Here is a 24,321-nt window from a genome sequence, read left to right as displayed (position 1 = left end):
AAAAATGGCCCCGTCCCGAAGGGTTGCGCCCAAAATCGCGCCAGGGCGGCCCCGACACGGTGCCCGAGCGTAACGAGGTGGGTGCGGGAGGGGCCGCCTTGGCGCGATTTTGGACTGCAACGCAGGTGCGATTCATTCTGTTACAGGCTCTAAGGCTTGCACCCTGGATGCGATTTGCCAAAGCGCAGGGGTGGACCGCGCAACGGCCATTGCCAGCCGGGCGGATGTGAGAGAGTGTCGGCGCCTGAATCCCCAGCGCGCCGGAAAACGATCCCTTGGCCAAGAAGAAGCCCACTACCGCCGAAGCCCTGCTCGAGGCGCACGTCGCCTTCATGCTGGGTCAGTTCGAGGGCAAGGCGCTGCGCCCGCGCATCGAGCGCGAAGTCGATGCCCTGCTGGCCGACGCCGAGCGCCTGAGCCTGAAGGACGTGGTCACCCGCGCGGCGGTGAAGGAGACGGTGCGGGTCTATGCGGTGAAGCTGGAACTGAACGCCGGCATTCCCGAACTGGTGGCCGACATCGCGCAGCGCCTGCATGCGCACAAAATCCATGAGCAGACCCGCCTGGGCGAACTGCTCTCCGACCAGCAGTTCACGGAGGTCCTCGACAAGCTGCTCGAGATGAAGGAACTGCGCACCCGCCTCCTGGACGAATCGGTGGCCAACCCGATCTACTCGGCCCTGGCGGCGGACATCGTCTACCACGGCATCAAGGGTTACCTCACCCAGAACAAGCTCACCGGCAACATCCCCGGCGCCGGTGCCGCGATGAAGCTGGGCAAGTCGATGATGAACCGCGCGGCGCCGAAGCTGGAAGGCGCCATCGAGGAGCGGCTGAAGGGCTATGTCTCACGCAACATCCAGTCGACCCTGTTGGAGAGCCGCCGCTTCCTGCTCGACCGCTTCGACGAGGCCTCGATCCGCGAAGTGGCGCTGGACGTGTGGGAGCAGCTCAAGCACAGCAAGGTTTCGCTGTTCCGCGACTACCTGCGCGGTTCGGACATCGAGGACTTCTTCGTCATCGGCTACGAATACTGGCACCAGCTGCGCAAGACCGACTGGTATGTGACCCTGATCGACGCCGGCGTGGACGGCTTCTTCGACCGCTACGAGGACAGCTCGCTGGGCGAGATCCTGGAAGAGATCGGCATCAGCCGCGACATGATCGTGGCCGACGCCATGCGCTTCGCGCCGAAGCTGATCGAGGGGCTGAACAAGCGCGGCTTGCTGGAGCCGATGGTGCGGCGCAACCTGCAGGACTTCTATCTTTCGGGTGCGGTGGAGAAGATCGTGGGCGGCTAAACCACCGGCGCTGTGCTCGCCGCACGCAGGCCCGCCTGCCGCCCGAAGTACGTGGCATCGGCCAGCGACATGCCGGAACTGTAGCCGGCTCCCCAGCGCGGCAGGCCGCAGGCGGTGCGGCCGGCGGCGTACAGGCCGGGCACGGGCTGGCGGTCGGCGTTGAGCACTTCGCCGGTCGGCAGTGTATCCAGGCCGCCCAGGGTGAAGTGCGAGTAGAAGCAGATGTCGATGCGGCAGTCCAGGGCCACGAAGGGCGGCGTGGTGAGCGGCTTGAGCCACTTCGCGCCCTTGTGGAACAGCGGGTCCGTGCCTTCCTGCGCGTAGCGGTTGTAGAGCTCCACCGTGGCCAGCAGCGAACCCTGCGGCAGGTCGAGGTCCTTCTCCACCTCGGCCCAGGTTTCGCCCGCCGCCGCGATGGTGATGTTGGAGAACTTGCCGAACTCGGGCTCGGCGTAGGTCTCGTGATCCTGCAGCAGGAAAATGCGGTTTCCGGCCTGCTGGATGATGTGCTGCGAGACGCGGCCGTGATAGCAGTCCTCGTTGATGAAGCGCTGGCCGCGCTCGTTGACGAAGATGCCCTTGATCAGCGATTCCGGCGGATACCAGGGCAAGGTGACGAAGCCCTCGTTCATGTTGATGGCGGCGCCGCCCACGCTCTGGCCGAGCAGGATGCCGGAACCGTCGTCGACGGTGCCGATGGGATGCTGCGAGCGCAGCAGGTGCGGCGCGTGGCGCCGTACCATGTCGCGGTTCATGACGAAGCCGCCGGCGCAGAGGATCACGCCGCGGCGCGCGCGCACGAAGCAGTCCCTGCCGTCGAGCTTCACCACCACGCCGTGCACGCGGCCATCGTCATCCGCAATCAGCGCCAGCACGCGCGCGTTGTAGCGCACGTCCACGCCGGCCGCATCGACCCGCTGCGCCAGTACGTCCATCAAATACTTGCCACCGCCCATGCCCAGCCACTGCGGCGTATGGCCGCGCGGACAGGGCTTGGCCTGCTCTACGAAGGGCCAGGCTTCCTCGCTGCCGCTCCAGATCAGGCAGTCGTCGGTGCTGGGCTCGACGATGCGCTGCGGGATGAAGGAGTTCTTGTACTTCACGCCCTGCGCCTGCAGCCACTCGAAATGCCCGAGGCTGTTGTCGGCGTAGGCGCGCACCTTGTCCGCGTCGGCATTGGGGCCGCCGGCCATCAGCAGGTACTGGTACAGGTCTTCGGTATCGTCGTGGAATCCGGCGCTGCGCTGGATCGGCGTGCCGCCGCTGCCGCCGACATACATCTCGCCGCCGGACATGGCCGAGGTGCCGCCGCTGCCCGCGGTGACCTCGAACAGCGTCACCTTCGCCCCGGCCTGCACCGCTTCCAGGCTGGCGCAGGCGCCCGCGGCGCCGAAGCCGACCACCACCACATCGGTTTCCAGGTCCCAGCCCGGCACATGGGAAAGACGGCAGGCCTGGTTGCGTGAATACGATGCGGTCATGGTGCGGACTCAGAAGTGGACGGTGCCGGTGATGCCGAAGGTGCGGGGATCGTTGAAGTAGGCTTCGGTCAGGCTGCCGAAACCGGGGCCGAAATCGATCAGGTTGGTCGCCACCGCTTCGTTGGTGACGTTGCGGGCCCAGACCGCCACATCGCCGCTGATGGAGCTTCCCAGCGGAATCTGGTTCAAGGCCAGGCGCAGGTTGAGCAGGCCGTAGCTCTTGACCCGGGTGTTTCCGGCGACTTGCTTGTTCTTGTCATAGCCCTGCGCACCGGGACCGCTAAGCTGGTAGGGATACAGGTAGTACGAAGTGGTATAGGCGTAGTCGGCCAGAGCCTCGAAGGTGCCCCAGGAGGTGCGCAGGAACTTGCTGTCGGCCACCAGATTGAAGGTATTGCGTGGCGCGTGAACGAAGGCACGGTTGTCCTTGACCTGCTGATCGGCATCCCTGAAAGAGTTGTAGTGTGCATCGAGGTAGGCATAGTTGGCGGATAAACGCGTGCCGCGCACTGGCGTCACCGCGCCTTCCAGCTCGATGCCGCGCACGATCGCCTGGCCGGCGTTGCGGATGGTCGATGAAGCCGCACCATTTCCGGTGAAGATCGATTCCTGCAGGTTCCTGACGTTGTTCAGGAACATCGCAGCATTCAATTCTGCCTTGCCGCCGAAGTAAGATGATTTCTCGCCCAGCTCGAACGTTATCTGCTTTTCCGGCTGGAAAGGCGTCTTGGTTTCCGTGATGTTGGCCTCACTTGTCTGAGTCACATCGCTGAACTCGCCATTGAAGCCGCCGCTTTTGAACCCTTCTGCAAAGCGAAAATAGGTATTGAGGTTTTCGCTGACCTTGTAAGCCGCAGTGAATGAGGGCGTGAAAGCCTCGAATCTGCCGAATGCATGAGTGCCCTGCGGAATGAGGTATTGATACCCCCCCGGCGTCGCACAAGCAGGACCGGTGCAGTAGCCGAAGATGCGATCCAGAGCCTTGAGTTCTTCGGTGTAGCGAACGCCCGCTGTCAGGGTCAAATTGTCGAGTACCTTGTAGTCGACCTGACCATAAGGTGCCCAGGCGTCGGTGCGAGTGCCGTACTGCGAATCGTATTGCGCACCGCCGAAGAAGAAGGTCTGCGGGTTATTGGTATAGCCGTCGTCGTGGAAGTAGTAGAGGCCGCCGACGTAGTTCCAGCGGTCGAGATGGCCGACCCACTGCAATTCCTGCGAGACCTGGTGATACTTGGTCAGCCTTTGCGTCGCCGCCACCGGAGTCGGAGAGCCATCGTAGTCCGCCGCATCGCGGCTATCGAGATGGCGGTAGGCGCTGATCGACTTGAGCGTGTTGTTGCCGCCTGCATTCCAGGTGAGGGTCAGCGAATGGCCCTCGGTATGCACATTTTCGAACGAGGGCGCATCGACGCTGGCGGTGGTCTGCCGATCCTTCGAGGCGTAGGGTGCGAGCGCCGGATACAGCGAAAAGCCGGAATCGATGCTGTAGAGCTGGCCGAACTCGCCATTCTCGTCGATGTTGGTCTTGTCGAAACGATAGTCGGCTTGCAGATCGCGCGTCAGGGCGAAATTCGCGGCCAGGCGCAGGCCGGTGTTGCCGCGGTTGTTGAGATTGTCGGTGGAACTACCGGGCGTGGTATTGACCCAACCGTCGCGCCGGTCGGAAATGACGCCGAGCGAGATGCTGGCGATGCTGACCTTGGGCAGGTCCAGCGACAGCTTCTCGACATGCGAGCCATAGTTGCCGGCGGATACGCTGGCATCGCCGCCGAACACACCGGTGGGCTTGCGCGTCACCAGGTTGATGGCGCCGCCGATGGTGTTGCGTCCATACAGGGTTCCCTGCGGGCCGCGCAGCACTTCGACGCGGTTGAGATCGACCACATCGAAGACCGAACCCTGCGACTTGCCCAGGTAAACGCCGTCCATGTAGACGCCGACCGCCGTATCCCAGTAGATGGCGGGATTGATCTGCACATTGCCGCGGATGGCCACCTGCGAGATGGAGCCGTTGGCCGGCGATTTCTCGACCTGCAAGCCCGGTGACAGGGCGCTCAGGTCAGCGATGTCCTGGATGCCGCGGGACTCCAGTTCCTTGGCGGTAATGGCCGTAACGGCGATGGGCACGTCCTGCAATTTCTGCTCGCGCTTTTGCGCGGTGACCACGACCTGCCCCAGGGTTTCGGTCGCACCCTGTTCCGCCGCCTTGGCCGGAGTCGGGGAGGCGGGTGCCGGCGTCACGGCGTCGGCCTGAACCGGAACCTGCGCCGCAGGCTGCGGTGTTTCATCCGCTCGCACCGGAACCGCGATGATCGAGATTGCGCCTGCCAGCGACAGGATCGCCGACGTGTTCTTGACTCGCACCATTTCCTCTCCTCCCACGATGACCGGTGTTCGCGGCGGCCTTGCCGGGCCTGTCGCGAGCCCTCTTCAGACTGAGGGTTTTGTATGGGGGTATTGGACCTTCCGCGGGAGAAAGCCGGCTTCGTCCATGCGGACGAGGCCGCGGCCATACTCCGGAAAGGTTGGGCGGGAGAATCAGCCGCGACGGCGCGGCCGCTCCCGGAGCAGCGGGGATTTTTTCGGGATGCGGATCAGCGCTGCGGCTTGGGCGGCGGCAGCTGCGCGAAGTAGGCGGAGACCGCGGCGATGTCGGCCGCGCTCAGCTTCCTGGCCAAAGACGACATTTGCGCGCCGTTGTCATTGCGGCGCGAACCTTCCCGCCATGCATCCAGCTGTGCGGTGATGTATTCGGCGTGCTGACCGGCAAGGTAGGGAAACACGGGAGGCTGGCCGCGACCGTCGGGGCCGTGGCAACTGACGCAAGCCGGTACACCAGTCGCGGCGTCGCCGGCGCTGGCGAGCTTGTGGCCCGCATCCAGCAGTTTTGCATCGGCCTTTTCCGGGGCGACCGCGGGCGCGGTCAGCCCAGCGTAGTAGGCGGCGATATCCGCCATGTCCTGCGCCGACATGGCCTTGGCGAAGCTCACCATCACAGCGTTGTCGCGGGTGCCGGCCGCGTAGTCGCCCAGTTGCCTGGCGAGATAGGCCGCGGATTGCCCGGCGAGCCGGGGGAACCGGCTCACCGCCAAGCCCTCGCCGCGCTGGCCGTGACAATGCGAGCAGGTGCTCACCAGCTGCGCCCCATGCCCAGCATTGCCGGCGGCAATGGATACACTGCCGGCCGCCGCCGCGAGTTGCCACAGCACGGCAGCGGCAATACCGGCCAGAGCCGCAAGGCTGCGCTTCATGGCTGCGCCCGTCCGCTCACGGCGTTGTCGATCTTCATTGGTTTTATAAGGCGATCCATACACAAGCGTTTTCACCGGGTAGTCCGGCGCATCCATGCAAGCGGGTCAGTCTGCCTTTGCCGGATCGGACAAGGCAAGCACAGCGGTACACCGGTGGCCTGAAAACGGCTCGCGGCGTTCAACCGTCCTGTGACTGCTCGCGCCGTGCCAGCAGCACGACCGAATCCAGGTCCACGTCGCCCAGCGCCACGCTGCGGGCGTCGCCGAAGGCCTCCCGCGCCAGGCGGCTCAGCACCTGCCCCGGCGGGGGTTCGACGAACAGCCGTGCGCCCAACTCGTACAGCACCACCGTCGCATCATGCCAGCGCACGGTACGGGCGACGTTGTTGATCAGGTCCTCGGCCACGCCCGCAGCGTCGCGCGCCACCCGGGCGCGGCAATTGCCGACATAGGGGATCCGCGGCGCCCGCAGCTCGATCTTCGCCATGGCCTCGGCCAGCTGGCTGGATACGGCATCCAGCAGGGGACAGTGCGAGGGCACGCTCACCGCCAGACGCTTGGCCTTGCGCGCCCCGGCCTGTCGCGCGGCGGCGATGGCGGCATCGAGCGCGGCATCCGGCCCGGCCAGCACCATCTGCGTCGGCGCGTTGATGTTGGCGAGGTAGAGTCGTGAATTCGCACCGCCCGCGCGCTCGACCAGCGCGGCGACGCGGCGCTCGTCCAGGCCAATGATCGCAGCCATGCCGTAGCCCCGCGGATAGGCGCGCTCCATGCCCTGGGCGCGCAGCTTCACCAGCGGCAGGGCATCGGCGAAAGACAGCGTGTCGCAGGCGACGGCGGCGGCGAAGGCGCCGACCGACAGACCGGCCACGGCGTCGGCGCTCACCCCCTCCCCGCCCAGTACGCGCCAGGCGGCAACGCCTGCGACCAGGGTCGTGAGTTGCACCGCGACGGTGGAGGACAAAGCTTCGGCACTGTCCAGGGCGAGGACATCCTCGCCCAATATTTCGGAGGCTTGATCCAACGTGGCGCGGACCAGCGGGTGTTCGGGCAGGCGATGCAGGAAGCCCGGACTCTGCGCGCCCTGACCGGGAAACAACAGCGCGACGCTCACGCGCTCAGTGCGCTGGCCGCGCTGGCAAGCCAGGGATCGGCCACCAGCCGCGCGCCCAGCGCGGTGCGCAACATCATCACGCTCTTGCCCCTGGCGTACTCGGCCAGCGCCACCGCTCCCAGGGGTGTTTCCAGCAGGACGTCGACGCGCAGCGGCAGCCTCGACAGGGCCGCCCACAGCGCGGCCGCGTCGCGCACGCCGAGCGGCTCCGGCACCTTCAGCACGAGGTCGAGATCGCTGGCCGGGGAGACACAAGGCAAGGTACTGGCCAGTTCGAAGCCGACGCTGCCGCCGGGACCCCAGCGGCCGGCGTAGCCGTGCGCCTGCAGGATGGCTTCCACTTCGTCGAGCAGGGCCAGCGCGGGAATCGTGTCGGCGCAGGGCCGCTGGCGCCAGGCGCGTGTCGTCGCCAGCATCTCCGGGGTGACGAAATCCGCCACCGCGGCGTCCGGCAGCCAGGCCGCGCAACGTTGCGGGCGCAGGCCGCCGCGGATGCCGACCGGCCACAGCCGCGGACGCGGCTCGACTCGGCGCACCACCACCCAGGGCGCAAGCTCCAACGCGGCGACAGCCCAGTCGGGGCGACCCTCTTCCCAGATCAGTTCGTCGACATGCCGCAGCCGCAGCAGCGTGTGCACCGCCGGCCGCGGCTCAGAGCTTGTCCGTGAATGAATCACGGATGAGCTCTCAGGCGGCATCCCACTGCTCCGCCAGGCGCCGCCGCACTTCGATGGAGGCGGCGCGCGTCGCATGCGCCTCCGGCGATGCCAGCCGCGATGACAGGTCGCGCGCGCCGGAGCGCGTATCGGCAATCGCCGCCAGCAGCGCTTCACGCACGCGCTGCACGTCGGCCGTGCCCGGTGCATCGGCGTCGACGCCTTCGATCAGCTGGTGCAGCAAACCAAGCTTGGCGTAAGCGCGGATGTCGTAGGCCATGGGCGCGATGCGCTCGCCCAGTTTTTCCAGGTCCGCCACCGATCGGCGGGTGACGCGCGCCGCCGCCTGCTTGCCCATGGCGTGCACCATCACCTCGGGCGAATCCAATGCCAGCAGGCGATTGGCCTGGTACCCGTGCGCGAGGAAAGCGCCGGACATGGCCTTGCCGACCAGCAGCGCGATCACCGGATGGCCGGCAAGGCGCGCGGAGGCATAGGCGTCGGCCGCCGCGGCGCAAGCCAGGTGAACGCCGAGCAATTCCTCACGCCGGCCGTAGGCCTGGCTGCTGACGTCGACCAGGGCGATGATCGGCCGGCGCGCGCCGTCCTTGCCGGCGGCGATGATCTTCCGCACCTGCCGCGCCAGGGCCCAGCCTTCTTCGAGGCCGACCTCGCCGTTGCGCGCGCGCGGGAAGCGGTTATGCGGATCCGGCACCACGGCGATGAAGCTGGCGGGCTCGTCGCCCAGCGCGGCTTCGGCCACACGCACCGTGGCCGGGGTGCCCTGGAGCACGCCGTCCTGCGCGGTGAGCGCCCGCAACCAGGTGATGCCGCGGGCCGATAGTTCCGTCTGTGTGCTCATGACCGTGCCGCTCCATGCCAGAGGGCGCGCAGACCAGGACCATCCAGCGGCCGCTGCGGATCGATCGCGGCGAGGCGCTCCAGGTAGAGATCCACCTGGGCGCTGCGCTCCTGCCGCGGCAGGCCCTGCGCGAATGCGGTACGCACGGACGCGGCGATGGCCACCGCGTCGTCTTCGAGCAGCTCGTCGACGAGACCGACCGCGTAGCGCTGCTCGCCGCCGATGAGACTCCATACCAGGGCGCGATCGGAAGCATCGAGTTCGGCGATGCCCGCTTCCTGCTCGATCACCTCGGGACCGTTCATGCCCAGGCGCGCTTGGCGCGTGACGATCAGGCGGCTGCACAACGCCGCCGCCAGCGACATGCCGCCGAAGCAGCCGACCATGCCGCTGATCACGCCGATCACCGGCACGTGCCGGCGCAGGGCGACGATGGCGGCATGGATTTCCGCGATGACGGCGAGGCCGAGGTTGGCTTCCTGCAAGCGCACGCCGCCGGTTTCCAGCAGCAGCACCGGCAGCACCGGCTTGCCCTGCTCGCAATCGCGCAGCGCCAACTCCAGGGCGCCGGCAATCTTGGCGCCGGAGACTTCGCCCATGCTGCCGCCCTGGTAGATGCTTTCGATCGCCGCCACCAGCGCCGGCCTGCCGTCGAGCGTGCCGCGCGCCAGCACCACGCCGTCGTCGGACTGCGCCACGATGCCCTGCAGGGGCAGCCAAGGCGACTTGAGGCGGTCGAAGGGGCCGAGCAGTTCGCGGAAGCTGCCCGCGTCGAGGATGGCGCGGGCGCGCTCGCGCGCCCCCATCTCGATGAAGCTGGTGCGGCCGAGGAACTGCCGGTGCTCGCGTACGGCGGCGACGGCGCTCATGCGCGCACCGCTTCCGCCGCCTGCTCCAGGCGCAGCATCACGGTGCCTGGAGTGGCGCCGAAATCGTTGATCTCGATCGAAGCCGCGCCGCCGAAGCGCTCGAAGAAACGGTCCAGCACGCTCTTCCACACCACGCCGAAACCGTCGACGCTGGTGTTGACCAGCACGTGCGCGCGCTGGTCCGGCGAGGGCTCCAGCAATACCTCGAGATCGCCCGAGCCGACCACGCCGACATGCACGCGGCGCGGCACGGCGTGCCGGGCGGGATAATCGAGTTCGATCCTTTCCATTCGGATTACCTCGTCGAGGAATGTGGGGCGCGCGCGGCGGCCAGCGGCTGCGCGCGGTCGAGAAACAGGCAGGCGGCGAGCAGGTCGGCGCAGCCGCCCGGGGAGGCGTTCAGCGCCAGCAGCTCCGCGTCCAGGCGCAACAAAGCGCGCCAACCTTCGGCGCTGGACGTCCCGCCCTCCGCCAGCACGGCGGCGGAGCCGGATTGCGCGGTGCGCAGCGCCGGCCAGCCGCCGCGATGCAGCAGGCAGGTGTCGTCGAGACTGCACATGATCGCCATCAGCGCATCGAGCCGCGCGCAGGTTTCGTCCGCGCCCTGATCGCGCGCGGCCCGCAGCGCAGGCAGCCCGATATCGACCACGTGCGGGAAGCCGGCATGGGCTTCGCCGCGTGCGCCGGCCACGCCGTAACGCTCGCACACGCGCAGGCCGTTCGAATCCAGGCGCGGCGCATGGCGGTCTTCGAACTGCGCGATGCGCGCGGCGACTGCGGCGACTTCATGCGGCGTGGCGCCGGCACCACCGCTGGCACGCGCGGCGATCAGCAAACCAAGCACCCAGATGGCGCCGCGATGCGCATTGCTGCCCTCGGTGGCGGCGAGCATGTCGGCCTCGCCGGCGCGGCCGATTGCAGCCAACTCTTCGCGCAACGCCTGGTCCGGCCCGCGGCCGGCGGCGACCATCGCCATCTCCAGGAAAGCGCCGCGCAGGGAGCGGGCGGAACGCAGCAGGCGGCCGAGATCGAGGTCGCGGTGCGCGCCGGGGCCGCGCTGGTCGACCAGCGCCGGCTTGGGTGTGAGCAGGGCTTCCGCGATCAGCGATTCCACCGCCAGGTCGGCCAGCTGCCGGGAATGGAATTGCGGACGCTCGCGCCAGCGCGTCAGCCGCTGGCTGACGGAGACGCGCAAGGCGGTGCCGATGGCGCTCATGGAAACTCCTACCAGCTGCGGAAGCGGGCCGGCGGCCGGTATAGCCCGCCGGACCAGGCGGCGAGATCCTCGATGCTGCGCGCGGCCAGCAGCGAGCGCTTCGCCGCCATGGGCGAGACGCCGAGGTCTTCGGGATAAGCGATGACGCCGCGCGCACGCAGCGCGGCACTGCGCGCGGCATCGGCGCGCAGGCCGATGGGCGTGGCGCCGGCGATGGCCGCGACGGCGGCGCGGCGCTCTTCGCCGCTGTCGGTCTTGTACAGGTAGGCGATGCCTTCCTCGGTGACGACGTGGCTGACATCGTCGCCGTAGATCATCACCGGCGCGATCGGCATGCCGCTCTTTTTGCCGACCTCGATCGCATCGAGCGACTCGACGATGGTGGGCGTGCCGCCCTTCTTGAAGGTCTCCGCCAGCTGCACCACCAGCTTGCGCCCGCGCACCACCGGCGCGTCGGCGGTGATCATGTTGAGCCAGGGCGCGCTGCTGTGGCGGCGCCCCTTGGGATCGTGGCCCATATTGGGCGCGCCGCCGAAGCCGGCGAGCCGGCCCAGGGTGACGGTGGAGGAATTGGCGTCGGCATCCATCTGCAGGGTCGAGCCGATGAACAGGTCGACGCCGTACTGCCCTGCCAGCTGGCACAGCACGCGGTTGGAACGCAGGCTGCCGTCGGCGCCGACGAAGAAGATATCCGGCCGCGCGCGGATGTAATCCTCCATGCCGACCTCGCTGCCGAAGCAGTGCACGCTCTCCACCCACCCGCTCTCGATCGCGGGGATCAGCGTCGGATGCGGATTGAGCGCCCAGTTGCGGCAGATCTTGCCTTTGAGCCCGAGCGATTCGCCGTAGGTAGGCAGCAGCAGCTCGATGGCGGCGGTGTCGAAGCCGATGCCGTGGTTGAGCGAGGTGACACCGTGGCGCTCGTAGATGCCGCGGATCACCATCATGCCCATCAGCACCTGCAACTCGGTGATGTGGCGCGGATCGCGGGTGAACAGCGGCTCGACCGCGAAAGGCTTGTCCGCCACCACCACGAAGTCGACCCAGGAACCGGGGATGTCGACCCGCGGCAGCTCGTCCACCAGTTCGTTGACCTGGGCGATGACGATGCCGTGGCGGAACGCCGTGGCCTCGACGATGGTCGGCGTGTCCTCGGTGTTCGGGCCCGTGTAGAGATTGCCCTGCGCATCGGCCTTCTCGGCGCAGACCAGCGCGATGTGCGGCGTCAGGTCGATGAACATGCGCGCGTACAGCTCGACGTAGGTATAGATCGAACCGATCTCCAGCTTGCCGTCTTCCAGCAGCTGCGCCACCCGCAAGCTCTGCGGCCCGGCGAAGGAGAAATCCAGCTTGCGCGCGATGCCGCGCTCGAACAGCGTCAGGTGCTCGGGACGGCTGATGGTGGAGATGAGCAGATGCAGGTCGTGGATTTTCTGCGGATCGACCTGCACCAGCGCGCGCGACAGGAAGTCCGCCTGCTTCTGGTTGTTGCCTTCCAGCGCCACGCGGTCGCCCGGCTGGAGCAGCTTCTGCAGCGTCTCCACCATGGCGCGCGCTTCGAGCACCTTGTTGCCGGCCGGGGCGCCAAGCGCGGCAAGGCGCCGCGCCTTGGCGTCGCGCAAGGTCGTCCATGAGCGCCCGGCGTGTGCAGCTTCGCCAGCGGTTTGCTTCATGCCCATCGCTGCTCCTTCGTTGCGGCCCGGCGATTATGCGCCGGCCGCTGCACCGGTCTTCCTGACCCCATTGCGCCGTTTGCCGCTGCCCGGCGCCTTGTCCGCGAGATGCTCGGCCAGGTAACGCGCCACCATCTCGCCGGTCTGCAACAGGTGCGGTTCGAGAATCCTCACCGCGGTTTCGATCTCGCCGCCGCGCACCGCCGCGAGAATCTGCTCGTGCTCGTCGTCCGACTGCTGCTTGTACGCCGGCAGGTCCAGCTTCAGGCGCAGGTAACGCTCGCCCTGGCTGTGCAGCGAATCGATCATCGCGGACAGGCGCGGACGCCCGGCCGGCGCATACAACGCCAGATGGAATTCGCGGTTGTGCTGGACATGAAGGGAGCGGTCTGCCTCGCCATGTGCGGCGCGCAGGATGGCAGCGGCGCGATCCAGGCTTTGCGGCGTATGCCGCGGCGCCGCCAGGCGCAGGGCGGTGACTTCGAGCGAGGCGCGGATCTCGTAGATCTCGCGCACCTCGTCGGCGCTCAGCGCGCTGACGCGGGCACCGCGGTTGCGCTCGAGCACGATCCAGCCCTCGCTCTCCAGCTGGCGCAGCGCTTCACGCACCGGGATGCGGCTGACCGAGAAGTGCTGCGCCAGGTTTTCCTGCCGCAGCGACTCGCCCGGCCCGAGCTGGCCTTCGATGATCGCCTGCCGCAGGGACTCCGCGATCAGCTCCGGCGAACTCAGCCGGCCGAGCAGCGGGTTGCCGAAGCGGTAGCTTGTGTTCGTCATTTGCATACTGTATACAATATCCGAAATCGAGGCAAGCAGCACGGCGACCGCTCCGGCGGCGAACCGTACCAACAGGAAACGCGGCCCAGCCGCGAGACGATGGAGGAGAAGATCATGAGCGGTATTTCCAATCCGGCCGCGGCGACAGCCGTTCCCGGCAAGCGCAGCAAGCTATCACGCAACCAGATCACCGGCTTCTGGGCGGCCTGGACCGGCTGGACCCTCGACGGCATGGATTCATTCATCTATGCCCTGGTGCTGAGCCCGGCGCTGACCGAGCTGCTGCCCAAGTCCGGCATGGACGGCTCCCCCGCCAATGTCGGCCTGGTCGGCTCGATCCTGTTCGCGCTGTTCCTGGTGGGCTGGGGCCTGGCCTTCATCTGGGGGCCGATCGCCGACCGCTTCGGCCGCACCCGCGTACTGGCCGCCTCGGTGGTGGTCTACGCCGTCTTCACCGGCGCCGCGGCGCTGTCGCAGAACGTGTGGCAACTGGGCCTGTTCCGCCTGCTCGCCGGCATCGGCATCGGCGGCGAATGGGCCCTGGCCGGCACCTACGTCGCCGAAGCCTGGCCGGAGGATCGCCGCAAGATGGGCGCCGGTTATCTGCAAACCGGCTACTACACCGGCTTCTTCCTCGCCGCCGCGCTGAACTTCACCGTGGGCGCACATTTCGGCTGGCGCGCCATGTTCCTCTGCGGCCTGGCCCCGGTACTGCTCTCGCTCTACATCGTGTTCAAGGTGAAGGAGCCGGAGAAGTGGGCGAAGAACGCCACCGCGGCGCTGGTCAAGGCCTCGAGCCCGCTGGCGCAGATCTTCAACGCGCAGTACCGCCGCCGCACCATCGTCAATGCCGCCCTGCTCACCGTGGCCATCATCGGACTGTGGGCCGGCGCGGTCTACGAGCCCAGCGCCATCATCAGCCTGGCGAAGAAGGAAGGCATGGACACCGCCGCCGCGGTGCGCACCGCCTCGCTCGGCACCGGCCTGCTGTCGATCGGCACCATCCTCGGCTGCCTGCTGGCGCCGTTCCTGGCCGAGCGCGTCGGCCGCCGCAAGACCCTCGCGTTCTTCTTCATCGGCATGGCCGTCTGCATCTGGCTGAGCTTCGGCTGGGCCTTCTACCTGCCGAACGGGTTAGTGCCCTTCATCGCCGTGCTGTTCTTCCTCGGCTTCTTCGGCGGCAACTTCGCCATCTTCAGCCTGTGGCTGCCGGAGCAGTACGGCACCGTGGTGCGCGCCACCGCCTTCGCCTTCGCCACCTCATTCGGCCGCCTGATCGGTGCCGGCGTGAACTTCCTGCTCGGCAACGCCATCCACGGCTACGGCAGTCTCGGCATCCCGGTGGCGACCACCGCCCTCGCCTTCCTGCTGGGGCTACTGATCATTCCGTTCGCGATGGAGACGAAGGGATTGCGCCTGCCGGATTGAACGGCTTCAAGCCTCGCGCGGCACCGGTCGCAGCAGTCTGCGGCCGGTGCCGATGTGGTTTCGCCCATCCTCGAAACACGCAGCTCCCAGACTCGAATAGTCTTGACTTTGCCGCGCCCGCTACTTGAAAGCGTCATCTCGCCCGGCTAACATCGGCTCATCTGCATCACCTTTGACCGCTGACAACATGCTGAACCAGACCCACACCATCGCTGCACAGGCCATGCGCTCCGGCGCCGCCTATGCCTGCGTGCGTGCGCACGGGCTCTGGCGCATGTCCACCAGCCTTGCCGTGTCGATGTCGCAGCAGTTTGGCAGCAACAAACAGCCGCAGAACATTGTCATTAACGGCAAAGCGCGAGCTCATCGCGTCCAGTAATACCTGACCGGTCCCCTCCCGTCAGGTTCGCCAGACGGGAAACGAAGACCCAGGTTTACCAGCTTCAAGCGGCACCAAACCTCTTCCGAACCCGCCCGGCACCAGCAGCAGGGGCGCATGCGTGCGCGCAGCACGCGAAGGAAGAGAAGTCGTGAAGAAGATCGTGTTGACGCGGGGAACCGCGGAAGAATTGAGAAGGATCGTGGACGGGGCGGACAAGCCGATGTCGCTGCTTGCCGATTTCGAACAGGCCCTGATCGAGCTGGTACCGAACGGCGCGCCGTTCTGCGTGCGGCTGGGCCGCGCGCAACGTCGCGATACCGGCGTGCGCCTGTCGGCCTGGCTGGTCGAGCGCCCGGCGGCGGACGACGAGCACCAGTTCACCTCGGTGCCGGATGCCGTGGCCTTCCTGCGCAATCAGTGTAGTTAATGGACATCCTGTCCCAACTACCCGACGTCCTGTCGGGACTGTTCAAACAAGCAAAAGCCCGCGCCGGCGATTGTGCCGACGCGGGCCTGGTGATGCGGCCCGCATTGCGGATTAGTTCGCGGACTGGGCCTGGGCGTGCTCGGCCTGCCAGGCGGCGACCTTCGCTTGATGTTGCGCCTGCAGCGTCGCCAGCTGCGACTTCTGCGCATCGGTGAGCAGGCCGTAGATCTGCGTGCGCAGCGTGGCTTCTTCCTGCACGCGGGCGCTCGCGGCGGCTGACGCGGCCTGGGCCAGGCTGGCGGCGGCGTTCTGGAAGGCGGGAGAGCCGGGGGTGGCCGCATTGAGCGCCTGGCGCTGCGTCATCAGCGCCAGGAACTGCGGTTTGAGTTGCTGATGGCTGGTCTCGAACAGCGCCTTGACGCTGGCCTTCTGCGCGTCGCTCAGGTTCAGCTCCTTCAGCTCGTGCATCATGGCGCCGCCGCGATGGTGGTGGTGCCAGCCATGGTGGCCATCGGGACCGGCAGCCTGATCCTGCGCATCGACGGCGGTGGAGAGCATGGCCGCGGCCAGCACGACAGCGGGAAGAAAGATCAATTTACGCATGGATGTTCCTGGGAGGCGCGTGGGAGTACGCAAACATTGGACGCCGCCCCCGGGTTTATAAGCGTTGCCGTGGCGTAAAGATCGGTAAACCCTGCAAAAATGGGCAATCTGCCGCACAGTTCACTGCACGCCTCGGGCTCAGGCCTTGACGGCGCCGACTCGATCCGGAGCAACGCCATGCATGAAGCCGCCGAATTCCAATGGGCCGATCCGCTGCGGCTCGACGAGCAACTCGAAGCCGAAGAGCGCATGGCGCGCGACAGCGCCGCCGCCTATGCGCGCGATCGGCTGATGCCGCGCGTGCTGGAATCCTTCCGCCACGAACGCACCGACCTCGCCATCTTCCGCGAGATGGGCGAACTCGGCCTGCTCGGCGCGACCATCCCGCAGGAATACGGCGGCGCCGGACTCAACTACGTCAGCTACGGCCTGATCGCGCGCGAGATCGAGCGCGTCGACTCCGGCTACCGCTCGATGATGAGCGTGCAGTCCTCGCTGGTGATGGTGCCGATCCACGTTTTCGGCAGCGAGGCGCAGCGGCAGAAATACCTGCCGCGCCTGGCGCGCGGCGAGTGGATCGGCTGCTTCGGCCTGACCGAGCCGGACCACGGCTCCGACCCCGGCTCGATGGTCACGCGCGCCCGCGCCGCACCCGGCGGCTACCAGCTGAGCGGCGCCAAGACCTGGATCACCAACAGCCCCGTCGCCGACGTTTTCGTGGTGTGGGCCAAGACCGATGACGGAAAAATCCGTGGCTTCATCCTCGACAAGGGCATGCAGGGCCTGAGCACCCCGGTCATCCACGGCAAGGTCGGCCTGCGCACCTCCATCACCGGCGGCATCGTCATGGACGAGGTATTCGTACCGGAGGAAAACCTGCTGCCCGGCGTCAGCGGCCTGAAGGGCCCCTTCACCTGCCTCGATGCCGCGCGCTACGGCATCTCCTGGGGCGCGCTGGGCGCGGCGGAGTTCTGCTGGCACAGCGCGCGGCAATACACGCTGGACCGCAAACAGTTCGGCCGCCCGCTCGCCGCCAACCAGTTGATCCAGAAAAAGCTGGCCGACATGCAGACCGAAATCACCCTGGCCCTGCAAGGCTGTCTGCGCCTGGGCCGCATGAAGGACGCCGGCACCGCCGCGGTGGAAATCACCTCGATCATGAAGCGCAATTCCTGCGGCAAGGCGCTGGATATCGCCCGCACCGCGCGCGACATGCTCGGCGGCAACGGCATCTCCGACGAGTACGGCGTGATCCGCCACCTGGTCAACCTGGAAGTGGTGAACACCTACGAGGGTACGCACGATGTGCACGCCCTGATTCTGGGGCGCGCGCAAACCGGCATCCAGGCTTTCAGCTAGGGCCGTATCGCTTGCCAAGCTTCCATCGCGCGCCTGGCCAGGAGATCCGGAAACGCGAAAGGGCGGCCTCGGCCGCCCTTTCGATTCAGCTTGTTCCAGCGATTCCGCGCCGGCTCGACCAAGCGAGCCGGATCCAGGCTACTTCGGCGCCGTCGCATCCGCCGGGGCGGGAGCGGCGTCTGCCGGGGCAGGGGCAGCATCCGTCGGAGCCGGCGTGGAGTCGGCCGGGGCAGCGGTATCGGCAGCGGGGGCTTCGGCCGGAGCCGAATCGGACGACGGCGCGGGCGCACTTTCGGCATTCGAACCGAAGCCGAAGTCATAGCGCAAACCGAAGTGGAAGCCGTATTCACGCGCATCGCTGCGCTGGTAATAGACCATGCCGCCGCCGGTGAGGCGCACGTCCGGCAGCGCCCGCCACAACACCCGCACCGGTATCTCCAGGTTGGCGCCGTAGGCGATGCTGTTGAGGTGCTTCTCCACCACGGCGCTGGTGCCGGCGGAAGTCTGCCCGTTCACGGTGATGCCGGAGTTGGTGTAGCCCACCGGGAAGCCGATCTCGAACAGGTCGAACACGTTGGCGGTGGGCACGGCAAAGATGCCGTAGTAATTGCGCTTCTTGTAGCGGCCGGGGTCGCCATCGTCCTGGTCGGGGATGCCGTAATGGGCCTCGATGCCGACCACCTTGAACAGGCGGTAACCGGCGCGAACGTCCCAGAACTTGCTGTCGTAACTGGTGGAATCGAGGCCGCTGAAGCTGTCCGAGTTGGAGATCGACAGCTTGGTGTTCTGCAGGTCGGCACCGACGTAGAAATTGTACTTGCGGTCGTCGTCGAAGGAATCGGCAGAGGCCTGCGAGTCGGAGCTGCCGCTGGAACCTCCGCCCACGCTCTTCATCAAACCCTGCGCATGCACGGTCGCGGTTGCGGAAAGCAGCAGTATCGACGCCAAAACCTTTTTCATGACTCCCCCTGCCTGGTGGTGCGGAGCCGGATCGCGCGACGGCCTGCGCTCCGGCATTAGTTCTGTTGCGATGATGTCCGATTTTTTCGTCTAAATCCAGCCTTTTGCCACTTACTCTGCTACCCTTCGGCAGCAGCATTTCCAGCCCGCAACCAGCGCTTATGTCCTCTGCAAACCTGATGAAGTTCTGCAGCGCCTGCGGTCATTCGGTCGAATTCAGGATTCCGCCGGGCGACCAGCTGCCGCGCCATGTCTGCGACCACTGTGGAACGATTCATTACCACAACCCCCGCATCATCGCCGGCTGCGTACCGGAAGCCGCCGACGGCCGCGTGCTCATGTGCCGCCGTGCCATCGAACCACGCCTGGGCTTCTGGACCTTTCCAGCCGGCTTTCTGGAACTGGGCGAGACCAGCGCCCAGGGCGCGGCGCGGGAAACGCTGGAGGAGTCGCAGGCGCTGGTGGAGATCGACGACCTGTTCGCGGTGATTACCGTGCCTTATGTCAGCCAGGTCTACATGCTGCATCGCGGCCGCATGCTGAACGACCACCACGGCGTCACCCACGAAAGCTCCGAAACCCGGCTGATGCGCGAAGACGAGATCCCGTGGGGGGAGATCGCCTTTCCCACCGTTTACCACGGCCTCAAATTCTTCTTCGAGGACCGGGCACGGGGCGCCAGGGACTTCCACGAACTGCACCTCACCGTACGCCTGCCGGTGAAAGAACACGTCAAGCTCGGCGGCGATTAAAGCCGGTTAGAATCTGGCCCGGTCCGGGGCCCGATGCAGAACCCGGTCGGGGACCGGAGCGGGACCACAACAGGGAGCTTCCATGCGTCGTCTAGCACTTCTCGCTTTGGCCATCTGCCCGATCGCATTCGCCGACGACCCACCACCGGTGGAAATGGGCGCGCTGGCACGCGGTTTCGCGCTGCCCGCCCTGGGCCGGACCGAAGTGTTGCCCGGCGGCGGTCTCAAGCTGCGCCTCTACCTCAACGATACCAACGAATACGTGGCCCGCTCCAACGACGCGGAAACCATCCTCATCGACGGCGAAGTCACCCAGCTCTCCTACGACCTGCACTACGGCATCACCGATCACTGGGAAGCCGGCCTGTTCGTGCCGGTGCTGTCGCAGGGCGGCGGCATCCTCGATTCCATCATCCAGGGCTGGCACAACTTCTGGGGCCTGCCCAACGGCGGCCGTGAAGACGTGCCGAAGAACGCCTACCACTACCAGTACACCCGAAATGGTCAGCAGCTGCTCAACGTCGACCAGGGCAGCGTCACCTTCGGCGACATCCGCCTCGGCACCGGCTACCAGATCGCCGACCACCTTGTGGCCCGCGCCATGCTGCAGCTGCCGACCGGCGACGCCAGCCACCTCTCCGGCAGCGGCGCCTTCGGCGGCGCCGCCTGGCTCGACGGCGGCCTGCCGCTGCACGGCTTCTTCCACTGGCTGACGCTGTACGGTTCGGCCGGCTACAGCTACACCGGCAGCGGCGACGTGCTGCCGGAACTGCAGAAGCACGGCCTGCCCTTCGGCGCGGCCGGCCTGGGCGTGCGCTTCACCCCGGACTGGGATGCCAAGCTGCAGGTCTACATCCACGCCGCGCCGTACAAGGGCAGTGAACTGGGCGCGCTCGACCACGTCGCCGCGCCGCTGACGCTCAGCACCAGCTACCGCATTTCGAAACTCACCTCGGTCAGCCTCGGCTTCCAGGAAAAGGCCAGCGTCTTCGCCTCGCCCGACTTCGGTGTGTTTCTGGGTGTGTCGCTTAACTGAATGCAAAGACCTGTAGCAAGGACGCTCCCTTGAAACGTTTCATCCTGCTGCTGGCCCTGATCGTCGCGGCCTGCAGGGCCGGCGCTTCGACGCCCGCAGTCATGGGAGGCGACATCATCTTCCAGACCTCGCTGTCCTCCCAGAGCCGCGCCATCCAGCTGGCCACGGGCTCGAAGTACAGCCATATGGGCCTGATCATCCTCCGCGACGGCAAGCCGTACGTCCTCGAAGCCGAAGCAACGGTGCGTTACACCCCGCTGGATCACTGGATTGCACGGGGCAGCGGCCACCACTACGTCGTCAAACGACTGATCGACGCGGACCGAGCCCTTACTCCCGATGCCCTGCAGCGCCTCGAAAGCAGTGCGAAGCACTTCGTGGGACGCCCCTATGACGCCGTGTTCGAATGGTCGGATGACCGGATGTATTGCTCCGAACTGGTGTGGAAGGCCTACAAGAACGCGCTCGGGCTTGAAATCGGCGGCTTGCAGCACATCAGGGATTTCAACCTTTCCAACCCCATCGTGCAGGCCAAGATGCACGAACGTTATGGTGACCACATCCCGCTCGACGAGCCGGTGATCTCCCCGGTCGCAATGTTCCAGTCCTCCTTGCTGGTGACCGTAGCCAAGGACTGAAGCCGGCCGGATTCAGATCGGCGGCAGCGTCGCTCCCGCATCCAGATCCAGCAGCCGCGTTTCGCCATGGCGGAACACCGTGAATTTCTCCGCTGCGATACCCGCCGCGGACAGCGCCTGCGCCAGCAGCTGCGGCGGTTCGTCCAGCGGCTCCGCGGTGAGCCGGAACGTGCCCCAGTGCATCGCCACCGACAGCCGGCTGCGCAGGTCCTGGTGGATGCGCACCGCTTCGGCGGGATCGACGTGCACCGGCGACATGAACCAGCGCGGGTCGTAGGCGCCGATCGGCAGCAGCGACAGGTCCATCGGCGGGAAACGCTCGGCGATATCGGCGAAATCCCGCGAGTAGCCGGTATCACCGGCGAAGAAGATCCTGCGGCCGGCGAGTTCCACCACGAAGCCGCACCACAAGGTGGCATCGCGGTCATGTACGCCGCGCCCGGAGAAGTGCTGCACCGGCACAGCGCTGACGCGCGCCGCCCCCAGTTCCACCGAACGCCACCAGTCCAGCTCGGTGACCCGTTCGATGCCGTGTGCGCGGAACCAGTTCGCCAGGCCCAGCGGCACCACGAACTGCGCCCGTGTGTGATCCCGCGCGATGCGCCGCACACTCTGCTCGTCGAGATGGTCGTAGTGGTTGTGCGACACCAGCACCAGGTCGATCGCCGGCAGATCATCGAAGCCCAGGCCCGGCGGGGATGTGCGTACCGGTCCGACGAAGGAAAACGGCGAGGCGCGCCCGCTGAAATGCGGGTCGGTCAACAGGTTGAGGCCGCCGAGCTGCAACAGGAAGGTGGAATGGCCGACCCAGGTCAGGCAGTCCTGGCTGCGGTTGGCCTTGAGCCAGGCCGGATCGTTCTGCGCCAGCGGAAAGTCGACCGGATCCCACTTCTGCTTGCGGAATTCGCGCATCCACTTGAGCGCGGCGCCGAGGCCGTGGCCGGTATGCGGGTAGCGATTCCTGTAGCGGGCCATGGAACCCTCTAACGCCGGAACGCGGCCAGCGCCGCGCCGGCACCGATGAACAGGCTGCCGAAGCCACGGTTGGTCCAGCGGATCACGCCGGGCGAACGCAACGCCTGCAAGGCGCGCGCGCCCAGCGCGGTATAGATCGACATCGACACCGAATCGGTGAACAGCAGCGTCGCCATGATGGTCAGGTATTGCGGCCATTGCGGCAACGCGGCATCGACGAACTGCGGCGTCACCGCCAGGGTGAACAGGATTGCCTTCGGGTTGCTCACGTTGATCAGCAGGCCGCGCAGAAAGATCGAGGAAGCGGCGAACGGCAGCACCTCGCCCAAGTCCTCGGCGACCAGCGGCCGCACCGGCGCGCGCCACTGCTGCACCCCGAGATACGCCAGGTAGGCGGCGCCGCACCACTTGATCAGGTTGAATGCCACCACCGAGGCCGACAGCACCGCGCCGAGGCCGGTGGCGACCGTGCCGATCAGGATCATTGACCCGACTTCGAGCCCCAGAATGTTCCACAGCGCGCGGCGGAACCCCCAGCGCATGCCGGCAGTCACACTCGAGAGCACACCCGGGCCGGGCGAGAGACAAATCAGCCAGGCCGCGATGAAGAAAGTGAACCAGGTTTCCAGCTTCAAAAGGTGTCCTTCGGTACAATGAACGCAGAGGGTAGCGCCAGGATGGCGCCGTTTTTGAACCCGCGCGGCCCGCAACCCGGGCGGCCCCCCACACGGAGTGCGGCATGGAAGCTGCTACAAACTGCGCTGTAGACGTACAGTCGATCAAGTGTAGTAAGTATTTACTACCTTCATCGGAACTCCCCGTAACAGACTGCATGCTATCGCGGACAGCGGGGGCAGGGTTCAGCGCATGATGACGTATTACGACAACCGTCTCGGACGGAACCGGTACAAACGGCGCTACGTCTGGGCCGGCTGGGCTTTTGCCGCAGGAGTCCTGCTGGGCGTGGTGGTCAGCCGCCTGCTTTAGAGCGCCGGCCTGCGCCCCATTCCGGTGCTTCCGGGCCCGAATCCGGCCCCGGGGCCGACCCGAAATCTGACAGTCACCCCGTAGCGCGGGTATCCTTGCGCGGCTTTCGCCCGCCCAATTGGATAGCCCGCCGCGATGCAGCTCCACAATACCGCCACCGGCCGCAAGGAAACCTTCGAACCGCAGGACCCTCAGCGGGTCACGATGTATGTCTGCGGCCCCACGGTCTACAACTATGCCCACATCGGCAACTACCGGCCGCCGGTGGTGTTCGACGTGCTGGCGCGCGTGCTGCGCCGCCGCTACCCCGGCGTGTCCTACGCCCGCAACATCACCGACATCGACGACAAGATCAACGCCGCCGCGGTGAAGGAAGGCGTGGAGATCGGCGTCATCACCAGCCGCTATGCCGCCGCCTTCCACGAGGACCTCGCCGCCCTCGGCGTGGCCCCCACCGACCACGAGCCCAAGGTCACCGAACACATCCCGCAGATCATCGCCATGATCGAGCGGCTGATCGCCTCGGGCAACGCCTACGCCGCCGAAGGCCATGTGCTGTTCCAGGTCGCCACCTACGCCGACTACGGCCAGTTATCCAAGCGTGACACCCGTGAAATGCTGGCCGGCGCGCGGGTGGAAGTGGCGCCCTACAAGAAAGACCCCGGCGACTTCGTGCTGTGGAAGCCGTCCACCCCCGACCTGCCCGGCTGGGATTCGCCCTGGGGCCGCGGCCGTCCCGGCTGGCACATCGAATGCTCGGCCATGGCCGAAGCCCTGCTCGGCGACACCATCGACATCCACGGTGGCGGCCACGACCTCGTTTTCCCGCACCACGAGAACGAACGCGCCCAGTCCACCTGCGCCCACGGCGGCAAGATCTTCGCCCGCTACTGGCTGCACAACGGCTTCGTCACCATGAACAGCGAGAAGATGTCCAAATCACTGGGCAACGTCCTGCTGGTGCACGAAATGCTCAAGCACGCTCCCGGCGAAGCCATCCGCATGGGCCTGCTCACCGGCCACTACCGCCAGCCGCTGGACTGGAACGACGAAACCATCCCCGACGCGCGGCGCAAGCTGGATCGCCTCTACGGCGCCCTGCGCGACGCCGGCGAAGTCGCTCCCTCCGACGCCAAGGCCCCGGAAGCCTTCGTCGCCGCCCTGGAAGACGACCTCAACACCCCAGCCGCCCTGGCCGAACTGTTCGAACTGGCGCGCAACCTCAACAAGGCCGAAACCGCCGAAGACAAGTCCCGCCTCGCCGCCCAGCTGCGTGACGCCGGCGACCTGCTCGGCCTGCTGCACCAGCCGCCACAAGCCTGGTTCGCCCTGCCCAGCGCCCACGGCGATGGCGCCCCCGAGGCGGCGGAAATCGAGGGCCTCATCGCCCAGCGCGCCGCCGCCAAGAAGGCGAAGAACTTCGAGGAAGCCGACCGCATCCGCGACGACCTCAAGGCCCGCGGCGTACTGATCGAGGATTCCGCGCAGGGCACGCGCTGGCGGTATGTCGACGCCGAGTGAAAACGTCAGCTGACTTGTAAATCCCCTCTTCCCACGAATGTGAGGAGAGGGGA

At 66.7% G+C, this 24,321-nt stretch carries 24 protein-coding genes; 9 read left to right on the top strand and 15 right to left on the bottom strand.

The annotated features are described in order from the left end of the window. Window positions 1-275: 275 nt before the first annotated feature. On the top strand, window positions 276-1,301 hold the full coding sequence (locus BP26_RS0111960; RefSeq protein ID WP_029920817.1) for a hypothetical protein: 1,026 nt from the start codon (window positions 276-278) through the stop codon (window positions 1,299-1,301). Here BP26_RS0111960 and BP26_RS0111955 read toward each other — a convergent pair. From BP26_RS0111955 to BP26_RS0111905, 11 genes are all read right to left on the bottom strand, one after another. Beyond that, window positions 1,298-2,782 carry an FAD-dependent oxidoreductase gene (locus BP26_RS0111955; RefSeq protein WP_029920816.1) on the bottom strand — a complete coding sequence of 495 codons (1,485 nt, stop codon included), beginning with the start codon at window positions 2,780-2,782 and terminating at the stop codon, window positions 1,298-1,300. The two genes, BP26_RS0111960 and BP26_RS0111955, sit on opposite strands and share 4 nt — an antisense overlap. Window positions 2,783-2,791: 9 nt before the next feature. Continuing rightward, window positions 2,792-5,149, bottom strand: a complete 2,358-nt coding sequence (locus BP26_RS0111950) for a TonB-dependent receptor (RefSeq protein ID WP_051748889.1) — start codon at window positions 5,147-5,149, stop codon at window positions 2,792-2,794. Window positions 5,150-5,376: 227 nt separating this feature from the next. Then, window positions 5,377-6,129 carry a c-type cytochrome gene (locus BP26_RS0111945; RefSeq protein WP_084183028.1) on the bottom strand — a complete coding sequence of 251 codons (753 nt, stop codon included), beginning with the start codon at window positions 6,127-6,129 and terminating at the stop codon, window positions 5,377-5,379. An 82-nt stretch (window positions 6,130-6,211) separates the two neighbouring features. After that, complete coding sequence (gene mdcH, locus BP26_RS0111940) at window positions 6,212-7,147, bottom strand: malonate decarboxylase subunit epsilon (RefSeq protein ID WP_029920813.1); 936 nt, start codon at window positions 7,145-7,147, stop codon at window positions 6,212-6,214. After that, window positions 7,144-7,785 (bottom strand): malonate decarboxylase holo-ACP synthase, encoded by a 642-nt coding sequence (locus BP26_RS0111935; RefSeq protein ID WP_051748888.1) that lies wholly within the window; start codon window positions 7,783-7,785, stop codon window positions 7,144-7,146. The genes mdcH and BP26_RS0111935 overlap by 4 nt, the downstream gene beginning before the upstream one ends. Window positions 7,786-7,834: 49 nt before the next feature. Further along, window positions 7,835-8,665, bottom strand: a complete 831-nt coding sequence (gene mdcE / locus BP26_RS0111930) for a biotin-independent malonate decarboxylase subunit gamma (RefSeq protein WP_029920811.1) — start codon at window positions 8,663-8,665, stop codon at window positions 7,835-7,837. Further along, the gene (locus BP26_RS0111925; RefSeq protein WP_029920810.1) at window positions 8,662-9,534 is read right to left on the bottom strand and encodes a biotin-independent malonate decarboxylase subunit beta; all 873 of its coding nucleotides are present in this window, start codon (window positions 9,532-9,534) and stop codon (window positions 8,662-8,664) included. The genes mdcE and BP26_RS0111925 overlap by 4 nt, the downstream gene beginning before the upstream one ends. Then, window positions 9,531-9,824, bottom strand: a complete 294-nt coding sequence (locus BP26_RS0111920) for a malonate decarboxylase subunit delta (protein WP_029920809.1) — start codon at window positions 9,822-9,824, stop codon at window positions 9,531-9,533. The genes BP26_RS0111925 and BP26_RS0111920 overlap by 4 nt, the downstream gene beginning before the upstream one ends. A gap of 5 nt (window positions 9,825-9,829) precedes the next feature. Continuing rightward, complete coding sequence (locus BP26_RS29480) at window positions 9,830-10,750, bottom strand: triphosphoribosyl-dephospho-CoA synthase (protein WP_157572493.1); 921 nt, start codon at window positions 10,748-10,750, stop codon at window positions 9,830-9,832. 8 nt (window positions 10,751-10,758) lie between these two features. Continuing rightward, on the bottom strand, window positions 10,759-12,423 hold the full coding sequence (mdcA, locus tag BP26_RS29475; RefSeq protein WP_029920807.1) for a malonate decarboxylase subunit alpha: 1,665 nt from the start codon (window positions 12,421-12,423) through the stop codon (window positions 10,759-10,761). A gap of 33 nt (window positions 12,424-12,456) precedes the next feature. After that, window positions 12,457-13,200, bottom strand: coding sequence for a GntR family transcriptional regulator (locus tag BP26_RS0111905; protein ID WP_084183026.1), 744 nt, complete (start codon window positions 13,198-13,200; stop codon window positions 12,457-12,459). Between the two features lie 114 nt (window positions 13,201-13,314). On the opposite strand from BP26_RS0111905, the gene BP26_RS0111900 reads away from it, so the two are divergent. From BP26_RS0111900 to BP26_RS0111890, 3 genes are all read left to right on the top strand, one after another. After that, entirely contained in the window at window positions 13,315-14,628 is a 1,314-nt protein-coding gene (locus tag BP26_RS0111900; RefSeq protein ID WP_029920805.1) for an MFS transporter, read from the top strand. Window positions 14,629-14,815: 187 nt separating this feature from the next. Beyond that, the gene (locus tag BP26_RS0111895) at window positions 14,816-15,007 is read left to right on the top strand and encodes a hypothetical protein (RefSeq protein ID WP_157572492.1); all 192 of its coding nucleotides are present in this window, start codon (window positions 14,816-14,818) and stop codon (window positions 15,005-15,007) included. 151 nt (window positions 15,008-15,158) lie between these two features. Further along, a complete protein-coding gene (locus BP26_RS0111890) occupies window positions 15,159-15,437 on the top strand; it encodes a hypothetical protein (RefSeq protein ID WP_029920803.1) in 279 nt (92 codons plus the stop codon). Window positions 15,438-15,548: 111 nt separating this feature from the next. On the opposite strand, the gene BP26_RS0111885 is transcribed toward BP26_RS0111890, so the two are convergent. Further along, window positions 15,549-16,040 (bottom strand): Spy/CpxP family protein refolding chaperone, encoded by a 492-nt coding sequence (locus BP26_RS0111885; protein ID WP_029920802.1) that lies wholly within the window; start codon window positions 16,038-16,040, stop codon window positions 15,549-15,551. 177 nt (window positions 16,041-16,217) lie between these two features. Between BP26_RS0111885 and BP26_RS0111880 the strand changes: the two genes are divergently transcribed. Further along, window positions 16,218-17,399 (top strand): acyl-CoA dehydrogenase, encoded by a 1,182-nt coding sequence (locus BP26_RS0111880; protein WP_029920801.1) that lies wholly within the window; start codon window positions 16,218-16,220, stop codon window positions 17,397-17,399. Between the two features lie 138 nt (window positions 17,400-17,537). On the opposite strand, the gene BP26_RS0111875 is transcribed toward BP26_RS0111880, so the two are convergent. Then, on the bottom strand, window positions 17,538-18,359 hold the full coding sequence (locus tag BP26_RS0111875; protein ID WP_157572491.1) for a hypothetical protein: 822 nt from the start codon (window positions 18,357-18,359) through the stop codon (window positions 17,538-17,540). A 179-nt stretch (window positions 18,360-18,538) separates the two neighbouring features. On the opposite strand from BP26_RS0111875, the gene BP26_RS0111870 reads away from it, so the two are divergent. From BP26_RS0111870 to BP26_RS0111860, 3 genes are all read left to right on the top strand, one after another. Next, window positions 18,539-19,111: an NUDIX hydrolase gene (locus tag BP26_RS0111870; protein WP_029920799.1), complete on the top strand. Its 573-nt coding sequence runs from the start codon at window positions 18,539-18,541 to the stop codon at window positions 19,109-19,111. 82 nt (window positions 19,112-19,193) lie between these two features. Next, complete coding sequence (locus tag BP26_RS0111865; protein WP_084183025.1) at window positions 19,194-20,147, top strand: DUF3187 family protein; 954 nt, start codon at window positions 19,194-19,196, stop codon at window positions 20,145-20,147. Window positions 20,148-20,176: 29 nt separating this feature from the next. Further along, window positions 20,177-20,785 carry a YiiX family permuted papain-like enzyme gene (locus tag BP26_RS0111860; protein WP_029920797.1) on the top strand — a complete coding sequence of 203 codons (609 nt, stop codon included), beginning with the start codon at window positions 20,177-20,179 and terminating at the stop codon, window positions 20,783-20,785. 12 nt (window positions 20,786-20,797) lie between these two features. Here BP26_RS0111860 and BP26_RS0111855 read toward each other — a convergent pair whose 3' ends face one another. Next, a complete protein-coding gene (locus tag BP26_RS0111855) occupies window positions 20,798-21,760 on the bottom strand; it encodes an MBL fold metallo-hydrolase (protein WP_051748886.1) in 963 nt (320 codons plus the stop codon). A gap of 8 nt (window positions 21,761-21,768) precedes the next feature. Beyond that, window positions 21,769-22,395: a LysE family transporter gene (locus BP26_RS0111850; protein ID WP_029920795.1), complete on the bottom strand. Its 627-nt coding sequence runs from the start codon at window positions 22,393-22,395 to the stop codon at window positions 21,769-21,771. Between the two features lie 487 nt (window positions 22,396-22,882). On the opposite strand from BP26_RS0111850, the gene cysS reads away from it, so the two are divergent. Continuing rightward, the gene (gene cysS, locus BP26_RS0111845; protein ID WP_029920794.1) at window positions 22,883-24,268 is read left to right on the top strand and encodes a cysteine--tRNA ligase; all 1,386 of its coding nucleotides are present in this window, start codon (window positions 22,883-22,885) and stop codon (window positions 24,266-24,268) included. Window positions 24,269-24,321: the final 53 nt, after the last annotated feature.

Source organism: Nevskia soli DSM 19509, from assembly GCF_000711955.1.
GTDB lineage: Bacteria > Pseudomonadota > Gammaproteobacteria > Nevskiales > Nevskiaceae > Nevskia > Nevskia soli.
This window is presented reverse-complemented; position numbering and strand designations above follow the sequence as displayed.

Excerpts from the sequence above, each read along its gene's own strand:
- BP26_RS0111955 (WP_029920816.1), bottom strand. The coding sequence starts at position 2,782 with ATGACCGCATCGTATTCACGCAACCAGGCCTGCCGTCTTTCCCATGTG.
- BP26_RS0111950 (WP_051748889.1), bottom strand. The coding sequence starts at position 5,149 with ATGGTGCGAGTCAAGAACACGTCGGCGATCCTGTCGCTGGCAGGCGCA.
- BP26_RS0111945 (WP_084183028.1), bottom strand. The coding sequence starts at position 6,129 with ATGGATGCGCCGGACTACCCGGTGAAAACGCTTGTGTATGGATCGCCT.
- mdcE (WP_029920811.1), bottom strand. The coding sequence starts at position 8,665 with ATGAGCACACAGACGGAACTATCGGCCCGCGGCATCACCTGGTTGCGG.
- BP26_RS0111925 (WP_029920810.1), bottom strand. The coding sequence starts at position 9,534 with ATGAGCGCCGTCGCCGCCGTACGCGAGCACCGGCAGTTCCTCGGCCGC.
- BP26_RS0111920 (WP_029920809.1), bottom strand. The coding sequence starts at position 9,824 with ATGGAAAGGATCGAACTCGATTATCCCGCCCGGCACGCCGTGCCGCGC.
- BP26_RS29480 (WP_157572493.1), bottom strand. The coding sequence starts at position 10,750 with ATGAGCGCCATCGGCACCGCCTTGCGCGTCTCCGTCAGCCAGCGGCTG.
- mdcA (WP_029920807.1), bottom strand. The coding sequence starts at position 12,423 with ATGAAGCAAACCGCTGGCGAAGCTGCACACGCCGGGCGCTCATGGACG.
- BP26_RS0111905 (WP_084183026.1), bottom strand. The coding sequence starts at position 13,200 with ATGACGAACACAAGCTACCGCTTCGGCAACCCGCTGCTCGGCCGGCTG.
- BP26_RS0111900 (WP_029920805.1), top strand. The coding sequence starts at position 13,315 with ATGAGCGGTATTTCCAATCCGGCCGCGGCGACAGCCGTTCCCGGCAAG.
- BP26_RS0111895 (WP_157572492.1), top strand. The coding sequence starts at position 14,816 with ATGCTGAACCAGACCCACACCATCGCTGCACAGGCCATGCGCTCCGGC.
- BP26_RS0111885 (WP_029920802.1), bottom strand. The coding sequence starts at position 16,040 with ATGCGTAAATTGATCTTTCTTCCCGCTGTCGTGCTGGCCGCGGCCATG.
- BP26_RS0111880 (WP_029920801.1), top strand. The coding sequence starts at position 16,218 with ATGCATGAAGCCGCCGAATTCCAATGGGCCGATCCGCTGCGGCTCGAC.
- BP26_RS0111875 (WP_157572491.1), bottom strand. The coding sequence starts at position 18,359 with ATGAAAAAGGTTTTGGCGTCGATACTGCTGCTTTCCGCAACCGCGACC.
- BP26_RS0111870 (WP_029920799.1), top strand. The coding sequence starts at position 18,539 with ATGAAGTTCTGCAGCGCCTGCGGTCATTCGGTCGAATTCAGGATTCCG.
- BP26_RS0111865 (WP_084183025.1), top strand. The coding sequence starts at position 19,194 with ATGCGTCGTCTAGCACTTCTCGCTTTGGCCATCTGCCCGATCGCATTC.
- BP26_RS0111855 (WP_051748886.1), bottom strand. The coding sequence starts at position 21,760 with ATGGCCCGCTACAGGAATCGCTACCCGCATACCGGCCACGGCCTCGGC.
- cysS (WP_029920794.1), top strand. The coding sequence starts at position 22,883 with ATGCAGCTCCACAATACCGCCACCGGCCGCAAGGAAACCTTCGAACCG.